This is a genomic window from Helicobacter sp. 11-8110, from assembly GCF_003288905.1.
Taxonomy (GTDB): Bacteria; Campylobacterota; Campylobacteria; order Campylobacterales; family Helicobacteraceae; genus Helicobacter_D; species Helicobacter_D colisuis.
Map to the genome: position 1 here is coordinate 22,235 of NZ_NHYL01000011.1, position 23,377 is coordinate 45,611.

The 23,377-nt window shown below is 34.5% G+C and carries 24 protein-coding genes; all 24 read right to left on the minus strand.

Annotated elements, in window-relative coordinates; translation table 11 throughout:
* Position 1: 1 nt before the first annotated feature.
* The 24 genes from CCY98_RS07720 to wecB all read right to left on the minus strand — a co-directional run bounded on the left by CCY98_RS07720 (position 2) and on the right by wecB (position 23,282).
* The gene (locus CCY98_RS07720; protein ID WP_112057974.1) at positions 2 to 919 is read right to left on the minus strand and encodes a damage-control phosphatase ARMT1 family protein; all 918 of its coding nucleotides are present in this window, start codon (positions 917 to 919) and stop codon (positions 2 to 4) included.
* Between the two features lie 16 nt (positions 920 to 935).
* Positions 936 to 1,421 (minus strand): DUF3972 domain-containing protein, encoded by a 486-nt coding sequence (locus CCY98_RS07725; protein WP_112057975.1) that lies wholly within the window; start codon positions 1,419 to 1,421, stop codon positions 936 to 938.
* Between the two features lie 10 nt (positions 1,422 to 1,431).
* Positions 1,432 to 1,926: a 5-(carboxyamino)imidazole ribonucleotide mutase gene (purE, locus tag CCY98_RS07730; protein ID WP_112057976.1), complete on the minus strand. Its 495-nt coding sequence runs from the start codon at positions 1,924 to 1,926 to the stop codon at positions 1,432 to 1,434.
* Between the two features lie 10 nt (positions 1,927 to 1,936).
* The gene (locus tag CCY98_RS07735; RefSeq protein ID WP_112057977.1) at positions 1,937 to 2,122 is read right to left on the minus strand and encodes a hypothetical protein; all 186 of its coding nucleotides are present in this window, start codon (positions 2,120 to 2,122) and stop codon (positions 1,937 to 1,939) included.
* A complete protein-coding gene (locus tag CCY98_RS07740) occupies positions 2,123 to 3,448 on the minus strand; it encodes a hemolysin family protein (RefSeq protein WP_112057978.1) in 1,326 nt (441 codons plus the stop codon). It lies immediately after the preceding gene.
* A 53-nt stretch (positions 3,449 to 3,501) separates the two neighbouring features.
* Positions 3,502 to 4,344, minus strand: a complete 843-nt coding sequence (locus CCY98_RS07745; RefSeq protein WP_112057979.1) for a YihY family inner membrane protein — start codon at positions 4,342 to 4,344, stop codon at positions 3,502 to 3,504.
* A gap of 5 nt (positions 4,345 to 4,349) precedes the next feature.
* Positions 4,350 to 5,189, minus strand: a complete 840-nt coding sequence (locus tag CCY98_RS07750) for a biotin synthase (protein ID WP_112057980.1) — start codon at positions 5,187 to 5,189, stop codon at positions 4,350 to 4,352.
* Positions 5,190 to 5,203: 14 nt separating this feature from the next.
* Positions 5,204 to 5,608 (minus strand): pyridoxamine 5'-phosphate oxidase family protein, encoded by a 405-nt coding sequence (locus CCY98_RS07755; RefSeq protein ID WP_112057981.1) that lies wholly within the window; start codon positions 5,606 to 5,608, stop codon positions 5,204 to 5,206.
* 1 nt (position 5,609) lies between these two features.
* Positions 5,610 to 7,829 carry a type I DNA topoisomerase gene (gene topA, locus CCY98_RS07760; protein ID WP_112057982.1) on the minus strand — a complete coding sequence of 740 codons (2,220 nt, stop codon included), beginning with the start codon at positions 7,827 to 7,829 and terminating at the stop codon, positions 5,610 to 5,612.
* A 66-nt stretch (positions 7,830 to 7,895) separates the two neighbouring features.
* Complete coding sequence (locus tag CCY98_RS07765) at positions 7,896 to 8,741, minus strand: 3'(2'),5'-bisphosphate nucleotidase CysQ (protein ID WP_112057983.1); 846 nt, start codon at positions 8,739 to 8,741, stop codon at positions 7,896 to 7,898.
* Entirely contained in the window at positions 8,722 to 9,237 is a 516-nt protein-coding gene (locus CCY98_RS07770) for an adenylyl-sulfate kinase (protein ID WP_181566570.1), read from the minus strand. The genes CCY98_RS07765 and CCY98_RS07770 overlap by 20 nt, the downstream gene beginning before the upstream one ends.
* Positions 9,222 to 10,319: a phosphonopyruvate decarboxylase gene (gene aepY, locus CCY98_RS07775; protein ID WP_112057985.1), complete on the minus strand. Its 1,098-nt coding sequence runs from the start codon at positions 10,317 to 10,319 to the stop codon at positions 9,222 to 9,224. The genes CCY98_RS07770 and aepY overlap by 16 nt, the downstream gene beginning before the upstream one ends.
* A complete protein-coding gene (gene aepX / locus CCY98_RS07780) occupies positions 10,319 to 11,623 on the minus strand; it encodes a phosphoenolpyruvate mutase (protein ID WP_112057986.1) in 1,305 nt (434 codons plus the stop codon). Before aepX ends, aepY begins: the two co-directional genes overlap by 1 nt.
* Before the next feature lie 5 nt (positions 11,624 to 11,628).
* Positions 11,629 to 12,639: a radical SAM protein gene (locus tag CCY98_RS07785; protein ID WP_112057987.1), complete on the minus strand. Its 1,011-nt coding sequence runs from the start codon at positions 12,637 to 12,639 to the stop codon at positions 11,629 to 11,631.
* A gap of 195 nt (positions 12,640 to 12,834) precedes the next feature.
* Positions 12,835 to 13,935 carry a DegT/DnrJ/EryC1/StrS family aminotransferase gene (locus CCY98_RS07790; RefSeq protein ID WP_112057988.1) on the minus strand — a complete coding sequence of 367 codons (1,101 nt, stop codon included), beginning with the start codon at positions 13,933 to 13,935 and terminating at the stop codon, positions 12,835 to 12,837.
* A 3-nt stretch (positions 13,936 to 13,938) separates the two neighbouring features.
* Positions 13,939 to 14,910 (minus strand): Gfo/Idh/MocA family oxidoreductase, encoded by a 972-nt coding sequence (locus tag CCY98_RS07795; protein WP_112057989.1) that lies wholly within the window; start codon positions 14,908 to 14,910, stop codon positions 13,939 to 13,941.
* Positions 14,911 to 14,913: 3 nt separating this feature from the next.
* A complete protein-coding gene (locus CCY98_RS07800) occupies positions 14,914 to 15,330 on the minus strand; it encodes an acyltransferase (protein ID WP_112057999.1) in 417 nt (138 codons plus the stop codon).
* A 417-nt stretch (positions 15,331 to 15,747) separates the two neighbouring features.
* A complete protein-coding gene (locus CCY98_RS07810) occupies positions 15,748 to 16,812 on the minus strand; it encodes a Gfo/Idh/MocA family oxidoreductase (RefSeq protein WP_112057990.1) in 1,065 nt (354 codons plus the stop codon).
* Complete coding sequence (locus tag CCY98_RS07815) at positions 16,806 to 17,885, minus strand: DUF354 domain-containing protein (RefSeq protein WP_112057991.1); 1,080 nt, start codon at positions 17,883 to 17,885, stop codon at positions 16,806 to 16,808. The genes CCY98_RS07810 and CCY98_RS07815 overlap by 7 nt, the downstream gene beginning before the upstream one ends.
* Positions 17,882 to 19,573: an asparagine synthase (glutamine-hydrolyzing) gene (gene asnB, locus CCY98_RS07820; RefSeq protein WP_112057992.1), complete on the minus strand. Its 1,692-nt coding sequence runs from the start codon at positions 19,571 to 19,573 to the stop codon at positions 17,882 to 17,884. The genes CCY98_RS07815 and asnB overlap by 4 nt, the downstream gene beginning before the upstream one ends.
* 2 nt (positions 19,574 to 19,575) lie before the next feature.
* Complete coding sequence (locus tag CCY98_RS07825; protein ID WP_112057993.1) at positions 19,576 to 20,685, minus strand: DegT/DnrJ/EryC1/StrS family aminotransferase; 1,110 nt, start codon at positions 20,683 to 20,685, stop codon at positions 19,576 to 19,578.
* The gene (locus tag CCY98_RS07830; protein ID WP_112057994.1) at positions 20,682 to 21,263 is read right to left on the minus strand and encodes an acyltransferase; all 582 of its coding nucleotides are present in this window, start codon (positions 21,261 to 21,263) and stop codon (positions 20,682 to 20,684) included. Before CCY98_RS07830 ends, CCY98_RS07825 begins: the two co-directional genes overlap by 4 nt.
* Positions 21,260 to 22,216, minus strand: a complete 957-nt coding sequence (locus CCY98_RS07835; RefSeq protein ID WP_112057995.1) for a Gfo/Idh/MocA family oxidoreductase — start codon at positions 22,214 to 22,216, stop codon at positions 21,260 to 21,262. Before CCY98_RS07835 ends, CCY98_RS07830 begins: the two co-directional genes overlap by 4 nt.
* Position 22,217: 1 nt before the next feature.
* A complete protein-coding gene (gene wecB, locus CCY98_RS07840; protein ID WP_112057996.1) occupies positions 22,218 to 23,282 on the minus strand; it encodes a UDP-N-acetylglucosamine 2-epimerase (non-hydrolyzing) in 1,065 nt (354 codons plus the stop codon).
* Positions 23,283 to 23,377: the final 95 nt, after the last annotated feature.

A 23,377-nucleotide genomic window follows, 5' to 3' on the forward strand; every position in this document is an offset into this window, starting at 1 on the left:
ACTAATCCTTTTTTAAAGAATGGGAATGCAACAAAACAAATTCCCCTAATTTTTGGTTTAAATAATCCGCCACAACATTGCATTTTATTTTAAATAAAAAAAAGATTCTAGAATCATCTTGTGCTTGTTTTTCTAGTGATTCAAAATTCCCCATTCCCTTAGCAAAAACCAAATCCGCCTCCCCAAAAAGCCTTTGGGATTCAATACTAGCTAGTTCATAAATAAATCCAGGGCTTGGCACACCACTATCCCTTACTTCACAGATTCTAAAAAGCTCTGAATCACTTTGGTGCAAATCATCTAAAGTAATATCATTAATAATCTCTGCACCCCTTACAAAATAAAAAATTTGCAATTGCGGATAATGGGCTTTAAGAATTTGAATCAAAACTTCATCAAGCTCATTTTCTCCCGCATTATCGCCAATATAAACTATTTTTTTTGCCTTTTGCAGCTGCTGCTTTAAAGCATTTATGTGAAAATAAGCAAAGCGTGTATCAAAAATTTTTTGACACTCTGCTTCCAAGTCAAATGCATACTCAACACCATAATCAATCACATTTCCAAGCACCGCACAATAAATCCCAAACTCCAATTGATTCTCTTTGGGAATTGTTTTTAGTTTTTTTCTAAGAGTTTCTTTAATTAGCCTTGCTTTTTGAATACTTTGTTGTTTAATTTGCCAATAAGGCGCAGGATTTTTGGTTAGTTTTGAAATCTTATCATACAAAACCACCGCCAAAAGCGTAGGAGGAATCTCTCTATTTTTTTCTAAAATAATTCCCCTTTTTTCAAAAAAACCTAAAACGCTCTCTTGATAATTAACTAAAATTTCTTGCTCTATTTGATTGATTGCTTCTTTTTGAAAAAAATTAATGACTTCTGCTGTTCTCACTGCTTGTTTTTGCAAGCAAGCCAAGCATCTTTGTTCTAAATTAATCGTTCATTCCTTCTTTTGATTTTGTATTAATCACTTTGCCCCACATCATTTTATATTTCCGTTTTAAAAACTCGATTTCTTCTTGGGCTGCTTTGAGTTGCTCTCGCAAAATAGCAATTGTTTTTTTATCATCTTCATAAACTTCTTGTGTATTAAAAAGGGCATCTTTTAAAAATTGATTCTCACTTTTAACGCTTGTAATTGTTTCTTCTTTAGCACTAATCACCTTTTCGTGCAAACTAAGAATCGTGCCAATTGTTTTTTCAACAAACTCACTATCTACACCAACACTTGGGTTATCTATCATTACTGCATTGCTACCTGTATGCACCACAACTTTTGTGCCACTCCCTGCATCAATGAGAAAATCTCCATTTTCTTGTTTGCTTTTTAATTCACCACTAGCAACCATTTCCAACACTCTCTCCCTTGTTAGATTAGCCAAAGAAGCAAACTCATCAATCTTAACCCAAGTCTCCATCGCACATCCCCTACAAAATCACTTCAATATCTTGGGAATCTAATTCAACATTTTTAGCTTTCATTACACGATCTTCTCGTAATTTTCCTTCTAATTCTGCATTGTTTAATGCTAGAATCTGCATTGCCAAATAAGCACTATTAACTGCCCCAGTTTTCCCTAAAGCCACAGTTGCTACAGGCATTCCAGAAGGCATTTGCACCGTGGAGAGCAAAGAATCTAAACCATCTAAAGCCCCCCCTTTAAGAGGCACTCCAATAACAGGCTTTGTTGTCATTGACGCTACCGCTCCTGCTAAATGCGCTGCCATCCCCGCTGCTGCAATAAAAACTTTTGCACCTTTTTGCTCTGCTTGCTTCACATATTCTTTAGTCCGATTTGGACTCCTATGCGCTGAACTAATAATCACTTCATAAGGCACATCAAATTTTTTTAGCACCAAAATACATTCATTCATCACTTCATAATCACTCTTGCTTCCCATTAAAATTGCTATAAACTCCATCTATTCTCCTTTATATTGTTGAGAGTGCGGCGCCCAATCCTATTAAAAATCCACCAATTAGCACCATTAAAAAAAAGTAAAAAAATAGATATAAAATTGCAGGCAAAAGCACTAGCCACCACGACCATTCAATTTTTCCTGCTAATTTCAACCCTATAAATAAAAGCTGTAGTCCTACAAAAAAGAAATCTATCATTTATTCTTCTTGCATTTCAAAAGGCTTCTTTTTTGCTTTTAAACGAACAATTCTAGCTCCCTGTGTGGCTAAAACTTCATATTCACAAAATTCATCACTAATAATATCGCCAACCACCGGCATACGCTCTAACAAATTAAAGACATATCCACCAATAGTAACTTGTTCGGTATCCTCTTCAAAAGCAATTCCAAGCACATCAGCCACACGCTCTAAATCCAACATTCCATCAAAAGAATAGGTATCTTCATCAATTTTATGATAATCCTCACTTTTTTTGTCATGCTCATCAGAAATATCACCAATAACTTCTTCTAAAATATCCTCCATCGTAAGCAATCCAGCCGTTCCGCCGTATTCATCAACTACTAAAGCCGTATGAATCTGCCTACGATTCATTTGGATAAGGATATTAGAAATCGAAGCACTCTCTGGAACAATAATCATTTCTCTTACCAATTTTTCCAACTCTTTAGAAGGATTTTTTGATAACATTGTTTCTAATAAATCTCTTAAATGCACCATTCCAACGATATTATCTTTACCTTCCTTGCAATAAGGGTAGCGCGTATGTTTAGTCGTTGTGACAATTTGCATATTTTCTTCATAGCTATTATCATCATACAAACAAATCATATCTTTTCTGGGTGTCATAATTTCTTTTGCCATTGTATCAGAGAAGCTTACAGCATTTTGAATAATTTCATTTTCAATCGTATCTAAATACCCTCCTTTTAAGCTTTCTCCCACAATAATTTTAAGCTCTTCTTCAGAGTGCGCACTCTCTTCACCCTCACTAGCAGGTTTAATTTTAATTGCATGTAAAACTACCGCGGCAATAAAATCAAAAATCTTAATTACCGGATAAAACACTACCCAAAAAACATGCAAAGGTCTAACAATCAGCAACACAGATTTTTCAGCCTTGGCAATTGCAATAGATTTTGGAACAATTTCTCCTATAACTACATGCAAAAGCGTAATAAAACTAAAAGCAATCATAAAGCTTACAGAATGCAATAAAACAGGGTTATCTCCAATAAAATATTTAAAGGGGACTTCTAAAAGTCGCGCAACTGCTGGTTCTCCTATCCAACCAAGCCCTAAAGATGAAAGAGTGATTCCAAGTTGTGTCGCAGAAAGATAAGAATCAAGCTTCCCTGTAACTTTAAGTGCAAGTTTTGCTCCAGAGACTTCGCGCTTAACTAACTCTTCTAAGCGGGAGCGGCGAATTTTAACAATGGCAAATTCAGAGAGAACAAAAAAACTATTCAACAAAACAAGAAACAAAGCAAGAATAGACAGCAAAATCGAATCAACTTCCAAACATTCTCCTTTAAAATTTTAAAAATTACCTAATATTATATCACAACTAACTTTTAATTAACTTCTTTTTGCATTTCCTTACAAAAGACTTTATCAAAGGCATAACTAAGTTTCATTCCAAAAAGCAAAATTGCCCAAGAAAGATACACCCAAATAAACAAAAACAATAAAATACTAAAAGAACCATAAAGTGTCAAATAAGCCTTATTATAAAAAACATAATACACAAATCCCCACTTACAAAAAGACCAAAGCAAAGCCGTAATAAGTGAGCTTATTAAAGTATTTTTAAAATCAATTTGCGTATTTGCAGAAATCTTAAAAAAAACAAAAAAAATCACCCAAGTAATCAAATAAGGGCTAAGCCTAAAGAGCCAAAGCATAAAATCTTTATATCCTAAAACATCTAAATAAGCATAAGCCTTAGCACTCAAATAAATAGAAAACAAAATTCCTACCGGAAAAAGTGTCATGCAAGTCCAATAAACCGCTAAAGAATCCCAAAATTTTCGTGGATTTGTATGAAAAATTTTACCTGCAATAAATTGATAGTTTTTAAAAAATAAAATAGAGGTAATAAAAGCATACAATAGTCCCATTCCACCAAGCTTTGCAGAATTCGCCAAAAAGCTATCCATATAATCTAAAAAAACATCAGAATGTGTTGGTAGAAAACTTGTAATAACTAGATTCTTAAAGCTCTCCAAATAATCCTTAAAATCTGGTAAGGCTGCTACAAGAGAAAAAACAATCAAAAGCATCGGCAAAAGAGCAAAAATAGTATAAAAGCTAAGACTAGCTGCAAAATAAAGCAAATCCCCCTTTAAAAACCCATATAAGCTCTTTAGCAATGGAATGGATTCGACTTTAATTCTTGATATAAGCTTTAAATACATTTTAATTACTCACAACTTGTAGCAATTCCATATCCATATGATTTGATTCTTAAAACTTCTTCCTTAGGTGTATTGCCTTTTGCTGTTAAATAATCCCCCAAAACCACCGCATTAATACCACATTCAAATAAATCTTTTTGATTCTCTCCAAAAACTCGCTCTCTCCCTCCAGCAATCATTAATCTCGCATCAGGCAAATACTCCCTTGCCAATCTCACACACTCCAATGCTTCTTCTTGACTTAGAACTTCTTGCTTTAGAGGCAGGGCTTTGTTTGGAATAAAAAAATTAATAGGTGTGCTATGGGGTTTTAGGGTTTGGAGTGCGTGGAGTAAATCCATTCTATCTTGCCAAGATTCTCCCATTCCAAAGATTCCACCACTACACAATCCAAGCCCAACTTCTAAAGCATTTTCACAAGTCTCATAACGCTCTTGAAAGCTATGAGTTGTGCAAATTTTAGGAAAGAAATTTTTAGAAGTCTCCAAATTGTGATTATAACTAGCAATCCCTGATTCTTTTAATTCTTTTAAAGAATCTTTATCTGCAATCCCACTACAACCTATCAAATGCAAATGCAAACCTTCATTAACAATAGCTCTAGCTGCCCTTGAAATGTATTCCACTCTTTTATCATCAAGATTTCTTCCACTTGTAACCAAGCAAAATCCTAAAGCACCATTTTTAGCCGCTTCTTTTGCTTCAAAAACAATTTGCTCTATGGATTTAAATTTATAGCGCTCAATATCGGCATTGTATTTTGCGCTTTGCGTACAATAAGCACAATCTTCCGCACAACTTCCGCTAGAAACATTAGAAATTGTGCATAAAAAAATTTCCTTCATCTTTAGCCCTTAATTTAATCTAATCTCAAAACTTCATCTCTGCCTTTAAAATCTTGAATCTTAATACTAACTTTTTCCAAATAAAATACAATGAAATCAAGATTCTGCGGGGTCTGATAGATTGCTTCAAGGCTTGGATATTTCTCAAACATTGCTTCTTTAATAGCCAAATTAGTATCAAACTTCACTTCTCCGCGGATTCTAATCCACATATTTTCTCCATCAAATGCACTCAACTCCACCCCTGGAAAATTTTGCATATGCTTATACATTCCCTTTTTATTGGAAGTGCAAAAATATAATTTCCCATCTTTATATAATGCAGACTTCATAGGTCTTACTCTTGGATTTCCACAAGTCCCTTTAGTAGCCAAAAAAGTAACATTTTTATCCAAAAAATCTAAAATTTCCTTAGTCATTTTATTCCTTTATTTCAGCTTGAATGTCTTCAATTCGCTCTTTACAAGCAATACACTCTAAAACAGCTTTTTTACGATAAGTTCTCTTTGCCATCAAAGAATCGCATTTAGGGCAATGTGTGTTAGTTGGCTCATAAGTGGAGATAAAATCACATTTAGGATAATTAGCACAACCATAAAACTTCCCTCTTTTGCTCATTCTCTCCAAAATATCTCCACCACACTTTGGACATTTCACGCCTTCTATGGCTTTTTTTGCGCTTGAAGTAGAGTTAAGCGACTTCGTATTTTTGCACTCTGGATAACCACTACATGCCAAAAACTCACCGCTTCTACTGCGTTTTTTCACCATTGGTTTGCCACATTTTTCACATACACCATAGCTTTCTTCTTGATCATTCTCTACTGCTTCTTTTTTGATATATTTACATTTAGGATACCCGCTACAGCCCACAAACTCACCAAATCTTCCGCTTCGCTTGATTAACTCTTTTCCACAAAGCGGACAATTCTCACCTGTTGGGAGTGCTAGTTTTTGACTTTGTATAGAAGTTTTACCCTCATTTACTTTTTGAATAAATGGATCATAAAACTCCCACAAAAGTTTTTGCCAATCTTGTTTATTTTCTGCAATTTCATCTAATTTTTCCTCTAAATTTGCCGTAAATTTAGAATCCACAATCTCCAAAAAGTGCTTTTCTAAAAGCTCCACCACCTTAAAGGCGATTTCTTGAGGCTTAATCTGCTTTTTTTCTATGCTAATATATTCACGAGAATTGAGCAAAGAAATCGTTGGCGCATAAGTGCTTGGACGCCCTATACCAAGAGATTCTAAAGTTTTAATAAGACTCGCTTCAGAAAACCTTGCTGGAGGTTCAGTTTGGTGCTCACTTAAATTGCATTTTTCTAGTTTTAAAGTCTCACCAACTTTTAAATTAGGCAATAATTTATCTTTATCTTCATTGCCCAAAATTCTATAAAATCCATCAAAAATCAACTTTCTCCCACTAATTTTCAAAAGAGAAGAATCAGAATCAATAAAAATATTTTGCAATTCAAATTCTGCATCACTCATTTGTGAAGCCAAAAAACGATTATAAATCAAAGCATACAATTTAAGCTCATCACCTTTAAGGTATTGTACTGCAATCTGTGGTGTAAAATCAATCAAAGTAGGACGAATGGCTTCGTGTGCTTCTTGTGCGCTTTTGGATTTAGTTGCGTAGTTCTTAGGCTTACTTGGAGCATATTCTTTTCCATAAGCCTTAATGATAAAATCCTTTGCTTCATCTTGTGCAATTTTTGCAATATTTAAACTATCAGTCCTCATATAAGTAATCACACCCATAGAACCTTTATGCGTCATCACCCCCTCATAAAGTTTTTGGGCTGTCTGCATCGTGCGTGAAGGAGAAAAACCAAGAATCGAACTAGCACTTTGCTGCAGTGTAGAAGTCATAAAAGGTGGTGGAGTGGCTGTTTTCCGCTTTTTATTTTCGATTTCTTTAACTTTGAAGTTTTCTTGTTTGAGCTGCTGAATAATCTCTAATGTTTCTGCTTTATCTTGCAAACTAAGCTTTTGAATCTTTTTCCCTTTAAATTCCAAAAGCTCTGATTCTAATTGCTCTTTAAAAGCAATATCCACACTATAATAAGTAATGGGTTTGAAATCTAAAATCTCTTTTTCTCTATCTACAACAATCTTTAAAGCGCTACTTTGCACTCTACCCGCACTCAAACCCCTTTGAATCTTAGAAGCAATCAAAGGACTTAAGCGATAACCCACGATTCGATCAAGCAATCTCCTTGCTTGTTGTGCATTGACTTTATCCATATCAATATGGCGCGGATTTTTAAGCGAATCCAAAATTGCCTTTTTGGTGATTTCGTGAAATACGATTCGAGGCAATTTTTGCGGATCTTTACCAATAGCCGTTGCAATATGAAATCCTATTGCCTCACCCTCTCGATCCTCATCAGTTGCGATATAAATTGTCTTAGAATTTTTGGCAAGCTTTTTTAACTCATTTACTATATTTTTATGCGATTCATCAATTTGGTATTCTGGTATAAATTCTTGGTTATCAATCTTAATGCCAAAACTATGCTTAGGTAAATCCCTAATATGCCCTTTTGAAGCAATCACTTCATAATTACTTCCCACAAAATTTTTAATTGTCTTAGCCTTAGTTGGGGATTCTACAATAATCAAATCTTTCAAACTCATTCCCTATTCAAAGAATTTTTTTCTAATCATACAAAAATTTTACAAAAAATATCAAGCGCCTTACTCTTGCGCCAAAAGATCGCGATAAATTTGTCCCCCTATTTGACTCTTTGAAAATGCAATAAAATGATTATTTCTAAAACTTTCTTTATTATAAAGTAAAGGCTTTTTAGTCATACAATCCAAAATTACACCCCCTGCCTCTCTTAGCACAATATCACAAGCTGCCATATCCCATTCACTCGTGCCATTAAATCTAGGATATAAATCTGCCTCACCTCTAGCCAATGCACAAACTTTTAAAGAAGATCCATATTTTTGGACTTTTAAATGATATTTTTTGAGAAATTCTTGCGTAGATTCTGTGCTATGAAAAATAGAATCACACGCCACTAATTGCTTATCTGCTATATTTCTCTCTCCATTTAGGCGAATTTTGTTTGAATCTAAAAACACCTCATCCACACAATGTGATTCTATTGTATTTTTTAGCTTTTGGGATTCTATCGTATAGCTCCCAAAACCCTCCAATCCCATATACAATTCATCAAAACAAGGTGCATATACCACACCTAGAATCGGATGATTTTTGCGGATTAAAGCAATATTGATAGTCCAACCTCCATTTTTTGCCAAAAAATCTTTTGTTCCATCAAGTGGATCAATAAGCCAATAATACTCCAAATCTTTGCGTTTTGCATATTCTAAAACTGCCTCTTCAGAACAAACTGCATAGGAAGAAATCTTCTGCAAAGCTTGTGTAATATAAGCATTTGATTCTAAATCTGCTTGAGTGATGGGAGATGAATCCTCTTTTAGAGAAAATTCCTCTTTACCATAATATCTTAAGGCTATTTTACCGGCTTCTATGGTAATTAAAGCAACTTTATAAAGCAAATTTTGCATTAACCTCCTTAAGCTTCTCAATAATATCTCTGCAAGCATTATTGATATTAAAATTATCACTATAAACTAAATGGCTTCTTTTGGGCAATTCTACATCCTGATTCAAACCCGCCATATTCTGAGTGTTGTTTTTGTAAAAATTTTTAGGATCTCTATTTATCCGAATCTTCTCAGAAACATTTAAAAACACCTCTAAGTAATTTTTAAAATTCTCCCTATTGAATGCTCTCACTGCTTCAAACATAGAAATCGTAGAAAGGACAACAATAAAACCTTGGTCTACTAATAATTTAGCTACTTTAACATAATAACTTGCCATTTCTAAACGCCCTTGCAAAGTATAATTATTATTGGATATACATGAACGCAACAAGTCTCCATCTAAATGAACAGCATGTATCCCAAATTCCTTTAACAGATTTTCTACAACCATCTTTGCCAATGTACTCTTTCCGCTACCACTCAATCCAGTAATATAAACTAAAATCCCCTGCAAAATTCTTCCTTTAGTTTTATAATGTTTTTTGGTCGCCCTAAATCTTTCCTTGCACCTTTAGCAACATCAATTTCTATAAAAATTAACTCCCTTAAATAATTTATATTTGCCAATAATTCTTTTAATTCTTTTTCTGTGCTCACCTTATAAGCTTTTTGGTAACCACATCCCTTTGCAATTTTCAAAAAATCAATGTTATTAGCATTAGTTTCTTGACCACCAACACTATCATGTGCAAAATTATTCAAAACAATATGCACAAAAGCAACACCCTTAAAATTGGATAAACAGCCCATATGCATCAGAAATGAACCATCCCCATCTAAACAAACAATTTGATTGGATGAATACTTTGATAAAATGTAGGCAATTGAACTAGCAAACCCCATTGAACCTACAACCAAAAAATCATTGCTATGTCTCATTTTCTTATATTCTCTTAAATCATAGAGCTCTCTTGAAATCATGCCTGTTGAGCCAATAAATTTAGCCTCCAAAAAGTAATCTTGAACAATAGAAATAGCTTTTTCTCTTTTCAAGGAGAATTTATTTTCTCTTATTTTATGCGTTAATTGAAAAGGATTAAATGCATCTCTTTCAATTAAAATAGCAATGATAGATAAATTTCTCTTTACATTGTCAAAAACTTCTACAAACTGCTTCTTGGCATTCTCCATATCTCTTGATAATACAATATATGGAATCTCACACACCTCTAAAATACTTTTTGTAACAAACCCTTGCTTTCTGTGTTGAGGCTCATCATTTTCTCCACCACGCATCCCAATTAGCATTATAAGGGGTATTTGATAAACTTTTTTATCCACAAATGATAGCAGGGGATTAATAGCATTACCAAGTCCAGAATTCTGCATATAAACTACTCCGATCTTTGAAGTAGCCAAATGGTAAGCACCGGCAAAAGCAATTGCTTGCCCTTCATTTGCTGTTGTGTAAAAATTATCATCCTCCATTACTTCCCTCAAAGCCAAATTCAAAGACTTTAGGGAACTATCTGGAACTCCAGCATAAATCCCAATATACTCCTTTAAAAACTTTGCAAACTCCAAAGCGTCCAACATTAATTACCTTTAATTAAATTAATCAAATCCAAAGCTTTAATATATTTTTTATCAGCTTCAAAAGCTCTTCTGTGTTTCAGTATTAAATTCGCCGTTTCTAACATTGCACTATAAGAGGCGCGTAGCAATTGATTCGCATAAACTATGATATTCACTCCTGCTTTTTCCAACTCCACTTCACTTAAGCTAGGATAATTTGTAGGAACAACCATTAAAGGCTTACGGTTTTCTAATGCATTATATCTCTCACAAAATTCTAAAATTTCCCTTCCATCTTTCTGTCTTGAATGTATCATAATTCCATCTGCTCCTGCCTCAATATAAGCTTGAGCTCTATTCATTGCATCCTCAATGCCAACATTTAAAATTAAACTTTCAATTCTAGCAATAATCATAAAATTATCTGACAACTGTGCTTGCTTGCCAGCCTTTATTTTTGCACAAAAGTGTTCAATTGTATCTTGAAAATGTTGAACACTTTCACCTTCACACAAAGAGTTCTTCTTTAATCCAATTTTATCTTCAATCACAACCGCACTTACACCCAATCTTTCCAAACGCTTTACCATTAACTCAAAATGAGGAATTTGAGAACCTGTATCTCCATCATAAATAATTGGTTTTGTAGAAGCTTCTAAAATATCATTCACCGTGACAATCCTAGATGTTAAGTCAACAAATTCATTATCTGGCTTACCTTTTAATGTGGAATCTGTCAAAGAGCTAATCCATAGAAAGTCAAAACTTTGATTTACCCCATCTGCATCTTTAACATTAGCATTTTCAATAATCATGGCACTCAACCCACTATGTGCTTCAATTCCTTTTATCATTGTCTTTACTTCAAGAGTCCTTTTTAATAAATCAAGTCTCACATGTGGCAATATACCATACTGCTTAATAGCTAAATTTAACTGCGAAGAAGAAATATTCTCAGTATATTCTGGCTCTACAATTTTCCCTCCCCAACTCTTCATAAGTTCTATTGCTCTTTCCCTTGGCTTACTTAAAGGTCCTTTATTCCAATCATTACCATGTACCATAAAATCTGGTTTATATCTCAAAAGATTTTTATCGTATTCTTTTTCTTCTTGAATAACAACTTCATCAACACCTTTTAAATTTTCAACGATTATTTTTCTTTGCTCATAATTCATCAAAGGAACACGTTTATAACTTGCAATAGCCTTATCTGAAAATAATCCAACTATAACATAACCCAATTGCGAAGCCTGCTTAATGATATTTAAATGACCAGGATGAATTATATCTGCCGCCATTGGAACATAAACTATTTTTTTCATAACATTTAACCTTTAAATAAACAAGTATCACATAATTTTGTACCACTTAAATCTCCACTCATATGTGCTTCTCTCAATTCTTTCATGCCTTGCGAATGCCAAATATTATAAATAGTATCACTGTTGATATTTCCAACTGCAATATGTTTAGCCCTATGAGAAGCACAAGGAACTACTAAACCATCTCCGTGGATAAATAACGACTCAAAAGGATAAGAACAGCTTTGTTTTCCTTCAATAGGAGAATCTGAAATAGCATAACTTCTTTCATCATCAAAAGGAGAAATTGGAACATAACGTTGAATAGAAACATAATCCACTTTATCGACCCAATATTGCTTAAAGGCTTCCAATTCATGTTTGTTTTTTTCTTGCAATAAAAAACTTACTCTTACTATAGGCAACTCTTTTCCCATTTTTGAGCGAAGCTCTAAAAAAGTTTCAATATTTTTTAAAACTTTACTAAAATTTAAACCTATCCTAATTTTATTATAAGTTTCTTCAGTTGCTGCATCAATACTAAAATTCATACGCGTAATATTGGTATCTAACAGCTTCTTGCTCATCTCTTCAGTTAGCAAAGAAGCATTGGTATTAAAATGAATATCCATGATGCTTGATTTACAGCTAACATATTGCAGTCTTTCTACGATATCTGGATCAAGCAAAGGCTCATTAGTTTGAGATACGCCGACAGAAGGACAACCATGCTCATCACATTCATCCACCAAACGCTTAAAAGTTTCAAAAGGTAAATAGCCTTCATATCCATAATCAGCACGCAAATCAGGATGACCATGCACGCACATCGTGCATCTCGCATTACACTTAAATTGGTTTTCAAAGCGGACAAAAAGCGGAAAATCTGCAAGTATATGCTTAGAAGCATCTGCCCATTGCTTGCGATAGTCCAACCATTTTTGCCCATATCGCTTCACAAAAACTTCATTAATATCTTTCTTAAAGCTATTAACAACTCGCCCTGCAGAAGTCGATTCACTTAACATTTGTGACATATCTTACTCCTTAAATTATTGGCTTGTATTATACTTCCAATTATTTTAATTTTAAATTACACCTCATAAAGCCACACTGTAACAATATTAAATTGCCTCATTACAGAAAATGTAGCCTACCTACCACTAAAAATATATTGCTTTGACTTTTGTTCTCATAAACCACAAAGCCATATCACAAGCCCTTTGCCATCTTTAACCAATTGCTTCATTGATTGCCTTTATCACACTCTCTACTTCCACATTACTCAAATGCTCTCCCATAGGAAGTGAAAGAATCTCGCTCTCCCAAGCTTTAGCCTTAGGAGTTTTTGATTCCACTACATAAGGCTGATTTGAAAATGCTTGAGTATTAGGCAAACAAATAGGGTAATGCAATCCTGTTTCAATTCCCATTTGGTTTAGCTTTTGTGACAATTCATTTCGTTTTTGAATGCGGATAACAAACAAATGCCACACACATTCACATTCTTTCCTAACTTCAGGAAGCTCCACAATCCCGCTTAATCCATCCATATAAAGCTTTGCAATTTCTCTACGCCTTCTATTCCAAGAATCCAAATGTTTCAACTTCACCCTTAAAATTGCCGCTTGAATCCCATCAAGCCTAGAATTCCTACCAACAATCTCATGTTCATATTTCCTTAACCCTCCATGGTGTGCAATGCATTTACACTTTTTAATTAGTGCTTCATCTCTACTTACAATCGCTCCGCCATCACCATAAGCCCCAAGATTCTTGCCAGGATAAAAGCTAAAAGCTGCAATATCACCCAAACTCCCAACACATTGCCCATTATATCTCGCCCCATGAGCTTGTGCACAATCTTCAATCACTCTTAAAGAATGCTTTTTGGCTAACTCCAAAATCTCTTTCATTCTTGCACTTTGCCCATACAAATGCACCGCCATAATCGCACTAGTTTTTGGTGTAATCTTACTCTTTAAATCCTCAATATCTAAAGTATAATCCGCCCCACAATCTACAAAAACGATTTTCAATCTATTTCTTACCACTGCTTCTGCACTTGCTGCAAAGGTATTTGCAGGAACCAGCACTTCACTATCCTTTGGGAGATTCAAAGCTTCAATTGCAATTTCTAAAGCATCACTTCCATTACCAACCCCAAGTGTCTTAACTCCGCCACCAATAAATTCTGAAAACTCTTCCTCAAAAGATTCAACCGCATCTCCTCCAATAAAAGCACTTTTTTCTATCACTTCAGAGATTGCTTTATCAACTTCCTCTTTAATCCCCAAATACTGCTTATGCAAATCTAAAAATTTCACAACCATTCTTCATCCTATCTTTGAAATTAATTCTAAAGTTTTAATAACCGATATGATTCCTCTATGATTCTCCATTGGAATCTTTTTTGAAACAATAGAATCATAAAAAAACTTAACAGAATTATCTAATGACATTTTATTAGAAATTTTAGGGATTTCTTCTTCTCCATATTTGTATTGCACCATTTTTTCATAAAGCTTTGCTTTTCCAAATTCCTCATTAAGCACAACACCAGCATTATAAAGCTTAATCTTATCTTGCTTAGTATCATCATAAAGTGCAGTTAGCTTTGTCCCACCAATAATCATTTCACGAATCTTAATAGGACTAAGCCAAGATACATTTAATCCAATCAATATTCCATTTTGCAGTTCAATATTTACATCACCAAAAGCACTATTAGGAAAGCTTCCATATTTTTTAGTAAAAGCAGAAACCCTCTTAATATCTAGCCCAACTAGATAATCAATAATAGATAAATCATGCACCGCCAAATCCCACAAAACATCCACCGCACTTTGAAATAGCCCAAGATTAATTCTACGTGCATTAATATAAACAATGTCCCCAAATTTTTGAATGTTGCTTTTAAGGTATTTTACAGGTTCAGAATACACAAAAACATGATCCACCATTGTAATAAGACTCTTCTTTTCTGCGAGATTAATTAGAGCATAGGCTTCTTCTAAACTAGTCGTATAGGGCTTCTCAACAAAAGTATGTTTTCCTGCTTCTAAACTAGCATAAGCGACTTGATAATGACTTTGTGGAGGAGTTGCAATAAAAATAGCTTCGATACTATCATCACCCAAAAGCTCTTCATAACTTTGAAATTCTTTAAAAGAATATTGTTCTTTAGCTGTGCTAATCCGCTCTTTACTTAAATCAAAAATACTATATAACTCTAAATTTGGATTTGCATTAATTGTTTTTGCTAAATTTATCCCCCAATACCCATAACCAACTAATGCGACTTTCATCCCTTAAAGCTCCCTTATTAATCTTGCGGGATTTCCCGCATAAATGCCTTTTTTAGTGATATTCTTAGTTACCACACTCCCCGCACCAATCACCACGCCATCACAAATATCCACAGGTAAAATCGTAGCATTACTACCAATACTCACATTATTCCCAATTCTTGTTTCTCTCCACAATGCAGAATTACCAGCTGGTCTGCCCTCTTGGAATAAATCATTAATAAACATTACACCATGCCCAATAAAGCAAGATTCTCCAATGCTGACTAGCTCACAAATAAAGCTATGACTTTGGATTCTGCTCTTAGCTCCCACTTTCACACCCCTTTGAATCTCCACAAAAGGTCCCACAAAAACCTCATCGCAAAGTTCGCATTCATAGAGATTGCAAGGCTCTACAATTTTAACATTAACCCCCATTTTAACCTCACGAATCTGACTTTGATACAAAGTAAAACTTCCTTCCTTTAATGATTTAATAGAATAATTCAAATCCTGACTTTGCGATTGTTTAAATGGCTTTTTCAACTAATCTCCCTTGATATAAATATACACTTTAGCGCCTCAATTCTCTATGATAATGCAAATTCAATGTAATTTCTCAATTTCTTTAGTGTAATTAATATATTCTTGTTATAAAATCAAAGTCCAACTCCAATAAATCGTCTAAATTTTGAATTTCTTTAATATTATGTGTCTTGCAAAACTCTTTAACTTCCACGCCCCTATGTGAGGTTCCAACCGCAATAATCTCATAATCCAATTCTTTTTACCTAGCAAATAACCAAGCTAAGCACTCAAATCCTATCTTTTTTGCTCCCAAAAATACAATTCTTTTCATAGATGCCCTAATTTGCACCGCTTAGGCTGGAATCGCAAAAAAACTTCCTTGCCTGTTTCAATTGATTCATACATTGCAATAATTAGCTCCAAACTCTTTCGCCCTTCTAAACCATCAACAAGTGCTTTTTTATTATGCACAATCGAATCAATCACATGCAAATAATATTCTTTATGACCAAATCCATAAACATTAGGCGGATTAGTCGAGTATTTTTCTCTCACTTCTTTATCGCTTTCTAAAGATTCTACAAAATTCCAAGTTTTGATTTCATTTACTGCAAATCCACCAATCTCAACACTTCCAAACTCTCCTAGAATCGAAATGCTGCCTTCTAAATCTTTAGGGCGTGTAGCAGTGGTTGCTTCAATCACCCCCAAAGCTCCGTTTTTAAACTTCAAAACCGCCACTCCAGTGTCTTCAGTTTCAATCTCACTTAATGCTGTTATGCTTTTAGCAAACACGCTCTCCACATCGCCCATCATCCACTCTAACAAATCAATATGATGACTAGCTTGATTGGTAAAAACACCTCCATCCATCGCCCAAGTCCCACGCCAAGAATCTTGACGATAATATGCATTGTCTCGACACCATCGCACTCGCACACTGCCCATTACAAGCTTACCAAATCTCCCCGCTTCCAAAGCCTCTCTTAATTTTTGAACGGGCAAATTATAGCGGTTTTGCTTGACTACAAAAAGTCTTATTCCATTTCTATCACAAGCTTCAATCATTTTATCGGCATCTTCTAAAGTCAATGCCATAGGCTTTTCAACAATAATATGTTTTTTATAGGGTGCAACTTCCAAAGTATTTTTAGCATGCATTCCACTTGGAGTAAGAATAGAAACAATATCAATTTTATTTTTGCAAGATTCCATCATCGAATCTAAGCTTGTAAAATAGGGGACTTGATATTTCTCTCCAAATTGCTTGGAACGACTTTCATCTATATCGCACACGCAGACTAATTTAGCACCATCAATCTCACCCCTACTTAAAAGCTCTGCATGACGAAGGGCGATTCTCCCACAACCAAGCAATGCCACACCTAGCATAAAATCTCCTTTGTAATCCTCTCAATCATAGAATCAAAACTGCATTCTCCACGCACGAAATAGCTTTGCGAATCAATCCTTTTGCCTAGCATAGATTTTGTAATTTGCACAATCTCATTGCAATCTTGACTCCAAAACATTAGTTTGTTTTTAATCAAATATTGATCATGAACTAACCAAATTGAACGCGTGGAAATGGTGGGAATCCCATAACAAACCGATTCAAGATTCATTGTCCCACCTCCGCCGATAAACAAATCAATAAAAGGGTAAAACTCTTCTGGCTTCAGCTTCTCTTCTAAAATAGTAGCAATCCCTCCAAAATCCTTTTTTAGTCTCTCTTTTTCATAGCGAGGCATAATCACTAAATTCACATCCATTTCTTTTTTTAGCAACGGAATCACTTCATAAATAGTCGGAATCTTTTCTTTAACATAATGGGCTTTATACTCTTCTTCGCGAATTAGAATTGTAGGTTTTTGTGTATCTAATCCATAGCGTGTTCGGAAATCATTTTTAGGATCTTTTTGGATAGCATTTATCCACAATGCCACATCAATAAAGGGATACGATTGGATTTGATTTTCATCGAGTGCAAAACGCAACATTAATTCTTTCGGCAACACAAAAGGATAAAAAAGTATCTTAGAAAAAGGCAAAGTAAGTCTAGCCACATGCGTGACATTACGAGGGATTCCAAAGTATTGCACTCCATCAACAGCAGGTGTATCACCAAAATTCACCACTGGAATCCCAATCCCATAGGCTACCTGCACACTATCAACTACAGCCCCACAAATTAGCACTTTTGGAACCCCTCTTGCTTTAAATAAATCCAAAATTTCTTTTTGTCTAAAAATCCTTGCTTCAAATTTTTCCAAAAGCGTTGCGCCACCATACTCCCCAAGCACAATATGTGGAATCTGATGCAATTCTAAAATTTCTTTTGCTTCGGTGTAATTTGGGGCATAGCGTGTTGTTACAAGCACCTCAAATCCCCTTTTTTCTAGCTCTCTAATCATCCCTGCAAAAAACATCGCATACTTAGGAGTTGCGACATCAATCCAAATCATATCTCTCCCTTTAAGCGCATTTTTAACACTTCAAAAAACGCTAAGCGTATCCCAAAAAGTGAGCTAACATTATAGCCTAAAGTCTGCGCTAAAACAAATTCAGGAGCGCTAAATCCGACTTTATCCACCCTCCAAGCAAGCTCCTTACTCCCTAATCTTTCTAGCAAAAGTCTCAAAAGATATTTGCTATATCCTTTAGCAAATTTCAAAGAAGATTCCAAAGAAAAAGCAAATTCAACCAAACGATAATCCGTAAAAGGCGTGCGATTTTCAATCCCAAATTGCATTGCATTTCTATCTTCATAACGCAAAAGATTAGGCAAATTATATTGAAAAGTATCCAGCCATAATCCTTGAGTAAAATCTAGCAAAAATCTCTCCAAAAGATTTTCCATAGAAGGAAGTGGCAATTCATTTTCTTGCAAGATTCTCATTCCCTCTTGATTATCTTCTCTAAAGAGCTTTAATTTCAAAGAATCATCTAAAGAACACTTTAAGCCAAATCCATATTCCTTCAAAGCTTCATTGCCGTAGATTCTAATACGATTTTCAAATTCTTTATGATGAGCAAAAATATATCTCCCAACATAGTGATAATATCCACCAAAAAGCTCATCTGCTCCCTGTCCGCCTAAAACAACCTTGCAAAAGGGTGCGATATTCTTAAAAAGCAAATATTGCAAATAAATAGAAAAACTGCGAAAAATCTCATCTTGATTCTGCACCAAATCCCTTAAATCCTCTTTGATACACTCTAAATTTGGCGCGATATAAGAAACATTAATCCCCAAATCTTTCTGTAATTGCTTCATATGCTGTATTTCATTTTGTTTTGTTTCTTTAAAATTTATCCCAAAATACAAGCACTCCACCCCGATTCTCTTAGCCAAATGCGCCAAAATCGAACTATCCACTCCACCTGAAATACAAAGCGCCATAGGCACATCTGATCGCAATCGTATTTTCACCGCATCACTTAAAATCTCCTCTAATCTATCCAATGCTTCTTTCTGCCCTAAAGTGCTATCCACGCAAGGCACACATTCCCAATATTTTTTTATCCTAAGCTCTCCATTAAAAAATCTCCCAAATGAAGCAGATGGAAAGCTAAAAATTCCTTGATAAATAGTCTTATTCTCACTCCCATTGCTAAATAAAATCCATTTTGAAACTTCTTCCAAATCAAAGCCAAACTTCCCAATCTCCAAAATCGCTTTAATCTCAGAAGCAAAAAAGAATTTTTCTTGACTTAGAGTATAAAAAAGCGGTTTATTCCCTAATCTATCACGCGCTAAAAATAAACTATTATCGCGTTTATCAAGAATACAAAAGGCAAAATCCCCATTCAATTTTTGGAGACACTCTTCTCCCAAAAACGCATAAGCATGAAGCAAAACTTCCGTATCGCTCTGTGTAAAAAAGGGGATTCTCTGCTTTTTTAATTCTTGTCTTAGTTCTTTATAATTATAAATCTCACCATTAAAAACTAACACCAAATGCGGACAAAATGGCGAAGCAAAGGGCTGATTTGCCTCACTATCTAAATCAATAATACTCAAGCGATTATGTGCTAAAGAAATGATTCCATCGCTAAATTCCCCACTAAAATCAGGTCCCCTATGCTTCATAGTCTCTGATGCTTTTTTAACCAATTCTAATGGATAATTCCCCCCACAAATGCTACACATTATTATTCTACAGATCCTAACTCATTAATTTTTTCACAAATATAATGAATTTCTTGTTCTTTTAAATATGGATTCATAGGCAAACTTAAAACCTCATTGCTTGCTAATTCTGCATTAGGAAAATCTCCTTTTTTATATCCTAGATAAGCAAAACACTCTTGTAAATGCAGTCCCACAGGATAATGCACTGCACTTGGGATTCCATTTTCTTTTAGATATTGAATCATTTTCTCCCTTTGTGAAATTCTTATAGTGTATTGTGCAAAAACGCTTTTTCTACTCTCAAGCACTTTAGGAAGCACAACACGGGTATTTTTAAAAAGCTGATCATACAAACTTGCAATTTCATTACGCTTTGAAATATCGTTGGCAAAATATTTCAACTTTACACGTAAAATTGCAGCTTGTATTGCATCCAATCTCCCTCCAATACCAATGTATTTATGGATATATCTTTTCTTTTGCCCATGAATACGCAAACTTGCTATTTTATCTGCTAACTCTTTATTCTGCGTAAAAATCGCTCCACCATCACCATAACAACCCAAAGGCTTTGCGGGAAAAAAACTTGTAGTAGCAATGTCTCCATAAACAGAATCCTTACGCCCCATAAACTCCGCACCAAAACTTTGAGCCCCATCAAGAATTAAAAACAAGTCGTGAGCTTTGGCAATTTTCTCCAATGCGTTTAAATCAGGTGGTTGCCCATAAAGGCTAACAGCTAAAATTGCCTTAGTTTTAGAAGTAATGGCATTTTCTATTTTTTTGCAATCAATATTATAATCCTCTAAAGAAATATCTACAAAAACAGGCTTGGCTCCAAGCAAAGCAATCATCTCAGAAGTAGCAATGAAACTAAAAGGCGTCGTAATAATTTCATCCCCAGCTTTAATCCCCAAAGCCATTAAGGCTAGAATCAATGCCGAACTCCCACTAGAACAAGTAACTGCATAACCACTACCTACAAATTCCACTAGCTCATTTTCTAGACTTTCTACTTCTTCTCCCATAATATAATTTGCATTCCTAGAAACCCTTAAAATTGCTTCTTCAATTTCTTCTTTATGGGCTTCATGTGCTTTTTGTAAATTGGCAAAATCAATTTTATTCACAAATTCCTCCCACAAATCTCTATCATGCCTTCTTTTAAACGATATTCTTCACCATCATAACTATCTTTTGCAACACCTTGTTCATTAAATTTCATTCTCACTCCACCCTTATCAACCCAACCTATCTGCCTAGCAGGATTCCCCACAACTAGAGCAAAAGGAGGCACATCTCTAACAACTACAGATCCAGCACCAATTAGAGCATATTCACCAATTGTAACCCCACAAACAATTGTTGCATTTGCACCAATAGAACAACCTTTTTTAAGCAATGTCGTTTTAAATTCTTCTCTACGATTAATAAAAGCGCGTGGATTAACTACATTGGTAAAAACCATAGAAGGACCCAAAAACACATCATCTTCGCACACTACACCTTCATATACACTAACATTATTTTGCACTTTACAATTTTTTCCTATTTGAGCATTGGGTCCAACCACACAATTTTGACCAAAAGAACAACCCTCTCCAATCACACTGCCACTTAAAATATGGCTAAAATGCCAAATTTTACAATTTTCTCCAATTATAGTGCTTTTATCGATGATTGCCGTCTTGTGAGCAAAATAACTCATCCAAGCACCTTTTGACAAAATGGGTGATAATCGCCTTTTAGACCAATTATTTCTGCATTACGAATCTGATGAACAAGCTCAATAGAATCCCTAGCCTCTCTAAGTCCAAAGCCATTCCCTTCTAAAATATTACGATAACTTTCTGTATGTAAATCCGTAAAACCATCACTAAATTCAACTGCCTTACCATCAATATAAATCAAGCGATAAGTCCTTTTATTTTCATTCTTTACTTCTTTTGGCAAAGTCTCAAAATCTACCGATAAAAACCAACGCACCCTAGCATTTTGTAATTCCAAAACACCACTTGCACTTTGTGAATTTAACAAATTTACCACGCTTTTTTTAACACCACCAAAAATCCAAAGCAACATATCAAAAAAATGAATCCCAATATTAGTAGCAACTCCACCACTTTTAGCAATATCTCCTTTCCAAGAAACAAAATACCATTTACCCCTTGAGGTAATATAGGTTAGATCCACTTCAAAAATTTTATTAGGATTTAATTTCAATGCTTCCTCTACTTGCTGTTTTAGCCGCATAATACTTGGATGCAATCTTAATTGCAAAATATTATAAACCCTCCTACCACTCTCTTTTTCTATAGTTTCTAGGGCTTCTATATTCCAAGGATTAAGCACCAAAGGTTTTTCGCAAATCACATCGGCATTATTTCTAAGTCCAAAGCGGATATGACTATCATGCAAATAATTAGGCGAACAAATGCTAACAAAATCCAACCCTTGACCATTTCTTCTTAGTTTATCCACATGCCGATCAAAGCGTTCAAATTCCATAAAAAAATCTGCTTCTGGAAAATAACTATCAATAATCCCCACTCCATCATAAGGATCCAACCCGCACATAAGCTGATTCCCTGTTTCCTTGATCGCTTTTAAATGGCGGGGTGCTATATACCCAGCAACTCCAATAATCCCAAACTTTTTCATTTTAAAATTCCTTAATCGCTTCTAATATTATCTGACTTGCTTTACCATTTCCATACAACATAGAATCAAAATTTAAACTAACATCGGTCATTTTTTTAAAAACTTGATATATTTTTTCTTCATCTGATCCAACCAAACAATTATAACCTGCCTCTAAGAGCTCTACCCACTCTGTCTCATCTCTCAAAGTCATACAAAATTTTTTAAAATAATAAGCTTCTTTTTGTAATCCTCCACTATCTGTTGCGACCATTACACAATTTTGCAACATCCAAATCATCTCTAAATAACCTAGAGCATCTATGAAACGAATATTTTCTGTTGCTATATTATTTTGCAACAACTTATTTTTTGTTCTTGGATGCAAAGGAATAACAACAGGAATCTCGCTTGATATTTTATTAAGTGCTACAAAAATATTTCGTATTTTTTCTAAATTATCAGTATTTTCAGCACGATGCAAAGTGCAAAGAATAAAATCTTTAGGCAATTTTACATTAGGCTTTTTAGCTTTATTGCTATAGTATAATGCAGAATCATACATCACATCACCACTATAGATAATCTTGCAATCAAAATTCTCAAATCCTTCTTTTTTAAGATTCTCCATTGCACGCTTAGTAGGAACAAACAATAGCTTTGAAATTCTATCCGTTAAAATCCTATTAATTTCTTCTGGCATTTGCATATTAAAACTTCTCAATCCAGCTTCAACATGTATAATAGGAATGTGTAACTTTACACTAGCTAATGCGCCTGCCAAAGTTGAATCCGTATCTCCATACACTAAAACAAAATCAGGCTTTTCTTCTAACAAAATACTCTCAATGCCCTCTATCATTTTTGCAGTCATAATTCCATGTGAAAATCCACCAATCCCTAGATTATACTTTGGGCAAGGTATCTCCAACTCATCAAAAAAAATTTTGCTCATTTTGGCATCATAATGCTGCCCAGTATGAATCATTATCTCTTGCAAATCTTTATTTTTAGCAATTTCACGACTTAATACACTAGCTTTTATAAATTGAGGTCTAGCGCCAACGATACTTACAATTTTCTTCACCCTAAAACTTCCTCTAAAATCTTTAATATCTTTTCTCCTTCTTTTTCTGCATTGAGTATCTTTGCAGTTTTATTAGAGTTTTCTTTATATTTTAA